This window comes from Ruegeria sp. CE9 (assembly GCF_056537425.1).
Genome location: NZ_JBQFRO010000030.1, coordinates 1 through 3,417, shown reverse-complemented (window position 1 = coordinate 3,417; position 3,417 = coordinate 1). Strand labels below are relative to the sequence as shown.

The 3,417-nt window shown below is 60.7% G+C and carries 5 protein-coding genes and 1 pseudogene; 3 read left to right on the top strand and 3 right to left on the bottom strand.

Annotated features, from left to right (window positions below; all coding sequences use genetic code 11):
• Positions 1 to 534: Crp/Fnr family transcriptional regulator (locus tag ACR0B3_RS23525; protein WP_480811184.1), on the bottom strand; the 534-nt coding region annotated here is incomplete at its 3' end.
• 75 nt (positions 535 to 609) lie between these two features.
• Between ACR0B3_RS23525 and ACR0B3_RS23520 the strand changes: the two genes are divergently transcribed.
• The gene (locus ACR0B3_RS23520) at positions 610 to 1,038 is read left to right on the top strand and encodes a hypothetical protein (protein WP_012187047.1); all 429 of its coding nucleotides are present in this window, start codon (positions 610 to 612) and stop codon (positions 1,036 to 1,038) included.
• On the opposite strand, the gene ACR0B3_RS23515 is transcribed toward ACR0B3_RS23520, so the two are convergent.
• A protein-coding gene (locus tag ACR0B3_RS23515) for an IS630 family transposase (RefSeq protein ID WP_422703591.1) occupies positions 1,010 to 1,964 on the bottom strand; the annotation gives its coding sequence in 2 pieces (ribosomal slippage) (positions 1,010 to 1,624 and positions 1,626 to 1,964; 954 coding nt in all). The two genes, ACR0B3_RS23520 and ACR0B3_RS23515, sit on opposite strands and share 29 nt — an antisense overlap.
• Before the next feature lie 97 nt (positions 1,965 to 2,061).
• Here ACR0B3_RS23515 and ACR0B3_RS23510 point away from each other — a divergent pair.
• Together ACR0B3_RS23510 and ACR0B3_RS23505 are read left to right on the top strand one after the other, a co-directional pair.
• Positions 2,062 to 2,190: a hypothetical protein gene (locus tag ACR0B3_RS23510; protein ID WP_480790689.1), complete on the top strand. Its 129-nt coding sequence runs from the start codon at positions 2,062 to 2,064 to the stop codon at positions 2,188 to 2,190.
• Positions 2,191 to 2,293: 103 nt separating this feature from the next.
• Positions 2,294 to 2,440: pseudogene (locus ACR0B3_RS23505) on the top strand (ubiquinol-cytochrome c reductase iron-sulfur subunit N-terminal domain-containing protein); the annotation flags it as partial.
• 389 nt (positions 2,441 to 2,829) lie between these two features.
• Here the strand turns inward: ACR0B3_RS23505 and ACR0B3_RS23500 are convergent.
• The coding region (locus ACR0B3_RS23500; RefSeq protein ID WP_480811183.1) for an IS110 family RNA-guided transposase at positions 2,830 to 3,417 on the bottom strand (588 nt) is incomplete at its 5' end.

Genomic DNA, 3,417 nt, shown 5'->3' with positions numbered 1-3,417 from the left:
GTTCATGACCCGTCCGTCTTGCACAAGCTTTCGCAGCGCCCTGTAGGTCGCCTCATGGCTCAATTGTAACCGAGCGGCAAATTCGACGATGGAGCCTTCGAGCAAGCCTGCGATCAACCCTGCCATCACCCGGTCCTCTGCGCGCCGAATGCCGACGATCTCCAGCATCTGTCGCTGCGCCTGTATCTGTTGAGCCGCCTGACGGCCATAGGCGCGGGCAAATGCCGGGTCGGCAAAAGCGGCCAATACGGAAGCCTTGTCGATCCGGATCAGCGCCCCGGCCTCAACAATGACTGCGTCGCAATGATAGACCTCCGAAAACACCGAAGCTTCGGCAAAGCTTGTTCCGGCTTGGGCACGGTGGATGATGAACCGCTCGCCATCTGGACCGACCCGCTCGAGATGCACGCGCCCGGTTTGCACGACATAGAGACCGTGGGTGGGGTCGCCTTGGTGAAATACGGTATCTCCAACCGCGCCGGAGATTGGGCGCAGGGCTGAGCTCGGGATATGATCATAGGGGTTTGGCAACATATGATTGAAATCATATTACGATGCATCCGCCCCTGCTAGCGTAAACATGACACCACCCCATTGAAGGACCTGTCCATGCGTCTCATTCCCTTCGTCCTTGCCATAGTGATGGCCGCACCCGTGGCCGCGCAGCACGCCAATTCCGCGGCTGGTCACGACATGGGCGGACCGCAGGAAACCGGGCAATCGGCCTTTGCCGCCTTGGCGGAAATCGTAACGATCCTGCAGGCCGATCCCGAGACGGATTGGGAGCGGGTCGATATTGACGGATTGCGCCGCCATCTGGTCGATATGGACCTTCTGACCCAAGAGGCCGTGGTCGCCCGCACCCTGCGGCCGGAAGGGGCCCGGTTCGAGATTCGGGGCACCCCCCGTGTTCTCGAGGCCATCCGCGCCATGGTGCCCGCCCATGCGCCCTTTCTCGCGGCCGAGACCGGCTGGGACGTTGTGACAGAGGACTTAGAGCGTGTCGCGTTTAATCGGTTTTATATCCTGCGGCCTTGAAGAAGTTGTAGCATTCCTCGTCGGTGAAGAGGTCGCACACATGACCGACAGCCTGCCAAAGTTCATGGTAGGTTCGGGCTGCAGCCTTTCGGATCAGGACCTTGAGCTTTGAGAAGGCCATCTCGATCGGGTTGAGGTCGGGACTGTAGGGCGGCAGGAACAGGAACCACGCGCCGATATCTCGCATGGCCTTGGCTGCGCCGGGGCTCTTATGGCTCGACAAGTTGTCGAGGATGACCACGTCGCCCGGACCCAAGGTCGGCACCAGCTGGGTCTCGATATAGAGGTCGAACAACTCGCCGTTCATTGCGCCATCGATCACCCACGGGGCATCGAGGCGATCATGGCGCAGGGCACCGATGAAGGTCTGGGTGCGCCAATGCCCGAACGGCGCGTGATCGACCAGGCGTTGCCCGCGCGGGGCCCAGCCGGTGGTCTTGGCCATGTTCGTCTTGAGCGATGTCTCGTCGATGAAAGCCAGCCTTTCCAGATGTCTGGCCATGAAGGGCTGGCGTTTGCCGATCCATATGCGGCGCAGATCGGCCACGTCCTGACGCTTCTGCTCAAGGGCTTGCAGGTCTTTTTTTGTGTGACAGCCCGAGCCTGAGCAGCAGCCGACCGACCGACGAGCGATGAACCTTCACCCCGTGTTTCGCGGCCAGTTCCGCGGTCAACTCGTCAATCGTCAGATCGGGTTGCGCCGTGATCCGGCTCTCCACCCAGCCTTTGACGCTGGTCAGTTTGCCGCGCCCGGGATTGCCCTGAGGTTTCGGCGCGAGCGAGCCGGTCTCGCGCTTGAGCCGCACCATGTCGTTGACGAACTTGATCGACACGCACAGCCGCCGAGCCGCCTCTGTGTGCGTGTTGCCCTGCTCGACAAGCCGCACGGCACGTTCACGCAACTCAACAGGATGCGCTTTGCCCATCTCTGACCTCCATATCTGCCTGAAAGACATGGAATCATAGGAACAACATCAGGGGAATCCTGAATCTGGTCAGAGGCGACATGCTCTAGAAGATGGCGTGGCGCTCAGTGTCGATGGCGATGCCGCGCAGATTCAGGGACTTGGTTTCTTTGGTCTGATGACCATCGGGGCGCATCACCAGGAGCACCACCTCATGATGGCAAAAGGCGCGGGCCCGCACCATTAATGCGCCGACAAGGCCTGTTTGATGATCCGTAGAGAGGTGCGCTGACAAAACGTTACATCTCGCGTGTTGACCTTCCAGCGCGGGAGGCACGGACACATGCCCGATGATGGAAGCGTCAGAGAATACCGCCCGCAGGGATTTCCTGTATTACGCAACGGTCGGGGCAGGGGTCGTGGCAACAGGGGCTGCGCTCTGGCCACTGGTGAACCAGATGAACCCCTCCGCCGATGTCCGCGCCTTGGCACAGATGGGGTCTGCTCCGGTAGGGGGCAGGATCGTACGTTAGTGCAAGTGCCCGGATTTGACTTTCTAGGGTCAGGACTTCGGTAACGGGGTCGCCTCAGTCAAGCGATTTTCCGCAGTCAAATTGATCCGCCAAGGCGGTTCGCTTGGATCGGGCATGCCTGTGGCTGCTTTCTGGCTGCCTTCGGCTGAGGTCCTTTGGGTACATGCTTCGGTTCGTGGTCAGCGCGGTGGCTGCCAACATGATGCTGGTTCGATGTAATTCCGATGTGCCCATCTCATAGGCGTGCTTGACTTGTGTCAGCGACAGTCCAAACCACGGCATTATCGGAACCACGTCCCTGCGGGACCTCGACAGCCTGCGATCAGGCAGGCAACGGGTGGCGGCTCATCCGATCAGGCAAGGTTCGGCGCGGCATCTGGCTGGAAGGTTGTGCCATCGACCCAAATCCGATGGAGGATGACAGCGATGCGGCGTGCGAGGGCGACCATCGCGATTTTGCGACCACGCCGCTGCGCGAGCTGGGCTCCCCATGTTCTCAGCCATGTCGATCGGCCGCGATTCATCATGACGGTTGCTGCCTGGCACAATGTTCGCCTCAGATTGACGTCACCAGCCTTGGTGATGCCGCCTGACACGTCTCGTTCACCGGACTGGTTGCGTGAGGGCGTCAGGCCAACCCAGGGGCCAATTCTCTTTGAAGACCGAAAGCGGGCAGGATCATCGACCGCAGCACGGAATGTAAGTGCTACGACCGCACCGATTCCAGGCATCGACATAAGCCGTTGGCAAACCTGATCATCCCAGGCCAACTGGCGCACGCGTTCTTCGAGCCCGGCCAGTTCCTGCCGTAGGGTCGCCCGGGCCCGCAGCATCGGGTCTGTCGCGGTTTCCAGCATCGGGTTGCCATCTGCCAACTCCCGAATGCGTGTCTCAAACCTGCCACGGGAGATCGCGCCGACCTTGAGGCCAAAGTTCCGCAG